This is a genomic window from Novosphingobium sp. 18050 (genome assembly GCF_902706195.1).
In the GTDB taxonomy this organism is placed as follows: domain Bacteria; phylum Pseudomonadota; class Alphaproteobacteria; order Sphingomonadales; family Sphingomonadaceae; genus Novosphingobium.
The window spans coordinates 1-446 of the sequence record NZ_CACSJO010000092.1; the positions used below are offsets into that span (position 1 = coordinate 1).

Here is a 446-nt window from a genome sequence, read left to right on the forward strand (position 1 = left end):
GTTCCAGGGCCTGCTGCGCCAGGTGCAGGGCCTGAGCCGCCTGATCGAAGACCTGCGCATGCTGAGCCTGCGCGACAGTGGGCACCTGGAACTCGAACGGGTGCCGGCGGACCTCGCCCAGGAGATCGCCTCCGTGGTGCATGCGTTCGAGCCGCGCCTGCAGCAGCGCGGCTTCACCCTGCGCACGCAAGTCGATCTGCCCGATAGAGTCGCCTGCGACCCGGTGCGCATCCGCCAGGCCCTGATGGCCCTGCTGGAGAACGTGCACAAGCACGCCACTCCGGGCGAAGTGCATGTGCTTGCACGGGTCGTCGAAGGCACGTGCCGGCTCGGCGTCGAAGACGCAGGCCCCGGCATTCCTCCCGAACTCGCGGGACAGGTCTTCGACGCCTTTCACCGCGGAGATGCCGGCCGGCCGCAGAGTGCTGGTGGTAGCGGCCTGGGTC

1 protein-coding gene is annotated in these 446 nt (G+C 69.3%); it reads left to right on the plus strand.

The genetic code is table 11. The features are described from left to right. On the plus strand, positions 1–446 hold a 446-nt coding region (locus GVL61_RS24525), incomplete at both ends, for a HAMP domain-containing sensor histidine kinase (protein WP_200845022.1).